The organism is uncultured Gimesia sp., assembly GCF_937919775.1.
Classification (GTDB): Bacteria; Planctomycetota; Planctomycetia; order Planctomycetales; family Planctomycetaceae; genus Gimesia.
The window spans coordinates 1-3,681 of sequence record NZ_CALFPF010000193.1 but is presented as its reverse complement, the minus strand read 5'-3'; the positions used below and the strand labels follow the sequence as shown (position 1 = coordinate 3,681).

The 3,681-nt window shown below is 48.1% G+C and carries 4 protein-coding genes; 1 reads left to right on the top strand and 3 read right to left on the bottom strand.

The features are described 5' to 3' along the window. A partial coding sequence (locus Q0294_RS05165) for a hypothetical protein (RefSeq protein WP_299461604.1) occupies positions 1-1,057 on the top strand: 1,057 nt, incomplete at its 5' end. Between the two features lie 73 nt (positions 1,058-1,130). Here Q0294_RS05165 and xerC read toward each other — a convergent pair. From xerC to Q0294_RS05150, 3 genes are all read right to left on the bottom strand, one after another. Continuing rightward, positions 1,131-2,036 (bottom strand): tyrosine recombinase XerC, encoded by a 906-nt coding sequence (gene xerC, locus Q0294_RS05160; protein ID WP_366917906.1) that lies wholly within the window; start codon positions 2,034-2,036, stop codon positions 1,131-1,133. Between the two features lie 115 nt (positions 2,037-2,151). After that, positions 2,152-2,382, bottom strand: coding sequence for a hypothetical protein (locus Q0294_RS05155; protein WP_299461600.1), 231 nt, complete (start codon positions 2,380-2,382; stop codon positions 2,152-2,154). A 104-nt stretch (positions 2,383-2,486) separates the two neighbouring features. Further along, positions 2,487-3,551 (bottom strand): hypothetical protein, encoded by a 1,065-nt coding sequence (locus Q0294_RS05150; protein ID WP_299461598.1) that lies wholly within the window; start codon positions 3,549-3,551, stop codon positions 2,487-2,489. Positions 3,552-3,681: the final 130 nt, after the last annotated feature.

Here is a 3,681-nt window from a genome sequence, read left to right as displayed (position 1 = left end):
TTTCTCATGGATTATCACCCGCTTCTATCATATACCCGAATTCAGTAATGTTCCCCAAATGGTCAGAATTGGAATAATAGGGCTCGGCCCATATTGGGAACAGCGTTATGAACCTGTACTGCGGATGATGGATCAGCGGATCCAGATCAAAGCAGTCTATGATCCGGTTCGCAGTCGCGCGGAACAGGTTGGTGCTCACTGGAATGCGGCTGTTGCCTCAGGGATTGGTTGTCTGGTATCGCGTTATCCTCTGGACGCGTTTCTATTATTGCATTCCGACTGGATGAATCATTATCCACTCAAGATACTCAGCCAGCAGCATCGCCCCGTTTACATTGCCGGTAGCCTGGGCGAAGACCTGGAATTACTGGAATTGATTCATGACCGGGCAACTGAGCAGTTAGTGACTTTGATGCCTGAATTCAGTCGGCGCTATTGTCAGGCGACAACCCGTTTCTTTGAATTGGTAGTAACGCGTCTGGGGAACCCGATTTCGATTCAAATCGAGACCTGTTGTCCTGCCGAAGACCAGCAAGTCGAAGTTCCCGGACAGAAGAACGAGACCGATTTTCTGGTCGGACTGATTGACTGGTGTTGTTATGTCATGCGGACCAAGCCTGTCAGGGTTCAGACAACTTTTCATTCGGACTCAAGCGACGAATCGGAAGATTATCGTCAAATCAGAATCGATTATTTACCCGATCCCGTCACTGCTGCAAAACGCTTTGCTCTGATCAAAATTAAAAATGAGCACAGAGAAGCCGAGCCACTTTTCCCCCGACACCAGATGGTCTGCCGGAATGGATTGGCTGAGTTTCATTCTCCTGATGAGATCCATTGGGAAAATGGATCAACGTCGATGACAGAATCCCTGAAAAGCGATCGTCAGGAGCTGGAAGTGATGTTGGACCATTTTTGCCGTCGGGCGGTCGGGGGCATCATTCCCGTTGCGAATATCCAGGATGTCTGTCAGGCAATTCAACTCGTGCGACTTTCGCGTGAAAGTTTGAAATCGGGAATGCCTCTCGAGTATGTGACGGACAGAAAGCGAGACTGAACTTTCCCGTTTGATTTCTGAGTTACCCGGGAATTCTGTCGTGCCCTGATTGTAAAGCTGCGCGATTGAACTTCTATTTTGAGCGTTGTGCGTGGGGGTGGGCTTTTTCGTAGGTTTCTCGTAAACGCTTTGTACTCACGTGCGTATAAATTTGCGTGGTCGTCAAGCTTTTATGCCCCAGCAGTTCCTGTACGCTACGTAGATCTGCCCCGCCATCCAGCAGATGTGTGGCGAAACTATGCCTCAAGGTATGCGGGCTCGTTTTTTTATCGAGTCCGGTCTGGAGCAGATATTTTTCCAGCATGCGACCCACACTCCGTGTGGTGAGTCGTGTTTTAAGCCGGTTAAGAAAGATGGCGTCAGAGTCGGGGTGTGCCTTGGGTTTGGCTTCCCGTTCCGCTAACCATTGTTTCAATGCTTTCTCGGCATAGCTGCCGATCGGTGCAATGCGTTCTTTTCTACCTTTTCCGAGGACACGGATAATATTCGTATCCTGGTCCCAGTTACTGAGATTCAGCGCGACCAATTCGGAAACACGCAGTCCTGCGGAATAAAGTGTCTCAAGAATGGCACGATCCCTGAGGCCCATTTTGTTGTTGGCCGGAGGTGCTTCCAGCAAAGTACCAATTTGATCCGTCGTTAAAAAATGTGGTAATTTTCTGCCAGTCCGTGGTGTGCGAAGCGGCTTGGCCGGATTTGTTTTTGTATACCCTTCCCTGCAGCAATAGCGGAAAAAACTTCTCAGGCAGGCTAAACGTCTGGCGATGGTTGTGCGCTCGTATTGACATTCATGCAAATAAGCGACATAACGACGTAGTTCACTGATTCCGATGCGGTCCGGCGGTAAGAGTGTCCCTTCATAGTCGGTCAGATATTCGACGAGACTTTCCAGATCTTCCGCATAGGATTTGAGAGTCAATTCGGATGAATTGCGTTCAATTTGCAGATATCGCAGAAAGCTGTCGATCGCGTCATGCAGTTCAACAGATCTGATAGGTTGCGAAGAGATCATAAGACTTCAGAATCAGTTTTGAGTATCTTGTCTGAATGAGCAGTAAGAGATACCGTTGCAAGGAAAAACAGAGGTGACAATTTCAGGCTGTTTTTCGAATACGCCTGGATTGTGCTTCCAGCTCTGCTTCCCGTCTTAATTTCCTGACCTTCTGGCTCATGACGGCTGCATCATACCAGGTAAAGCTTAATTCATTGTCAGCCGCATATTGTCCTAATGTCTGTAACATCTGCGAAGAACTGGCATCGTCATACAGAAACACATAGCGTTCTGTATCTTTTACTAAAGCAACGACATTCATTTGTTGTTTCACTGTAGCAGTCCTTTATATTTGTCAGAGCACTGGAATCAGAGACTGAATTGGTTGGGAGCGCTCATGTAACCGCAATAATAAATATCGGCTGTTGAGCATGGGGATTATCGGTATTTTCTTACTTTGAAGATCATCTGATGCTTAGCTTGTCCGCCGTGCAGCGTTAGCATCTCTAAAATCATTAAATGTGATGTAAACCGTATAAAGTCCTCACTGCGATGCAGGTATGCTTCCCAGCCACCACTGCGACGATCTCCGCTGACTTCCAGATAATCCCGTAAATGAGCTACCAGAGCCGCATCCGATCCATCAAAGAGGCGGGTATAAGACATAAATGGCTGGCGAGGATCATAAGCGCCCCCGTCTAACGAACCGACAGGTGGACAGTATTCCTGGAATTGATTCACATGCGAAGGAATACTCTGGTTTGTTTCTACCGCGGTAGACATCGACGGTTTGGGGGCAGTTACCGCCTGCTGGTCAGATTTCATGTCAGGCTGAGGAGTTTCCAGCATCGGGTTTTGAGCAGCTTGATTTGGCGTTTGTGTTCCTCGATTGGCTTGTGCGTAGGTCTGAATAATTCCTGTCTGGTTTCTGGGATAAGGCCATGAATCGAGTGTTTCTGACGATTGCCCACGAATAATTGTTTTTGCTGCTGGTGCAAGCGCGGGTGCAGGATTTTCCGGTTGGCAGTCGTCGGGAGAAACTTGCTCCAGTATTCCCCGATTCAATTTGTTTTCCTGTCTGGTTGTTTTTCGTTCCAGGTGTGAAGCGTGTTTCACTTCCCGATTAATCTGGTGCTCTTCGTGTCTGACTTCTTTCGCTGCCAGACGATCTGATTTAAACAACTCATTCAAGAATGATTTTTTCGCATGGCGTTCTTCAACCATTAAAGGGACTCCAGGAATAAATTCCTGGGCATGAGGCGAATACCACGAAACCTGCATCCCAATACGGGGGGGATAATAGGGCGAATAGTCCGTGATCGCGCCGATCACAACCGCGTCCACATTCAGGATTTTGGCCAATTTGAGAACATCATCAGCGTTATTCATTTGCAACTGATGTTCCACCATCGCTACTTCGGCGACACCCAGAGGCAGTACCTGAAATCCGGGCACTTTTTGCAGCTCGGCATAATACGCGAGTGCAAATCTACGCCCATCCACGTCTGGTTCCTGGCTGAGATTGAAAAATGGCACGAGTGCAACGGTTTTCAACCTCGGATTGGGATTGGTAACGGAGGTCCGCAGGATGACACACCCGGTCAGGCTACTTAAACAAATTAGTAATATGAAA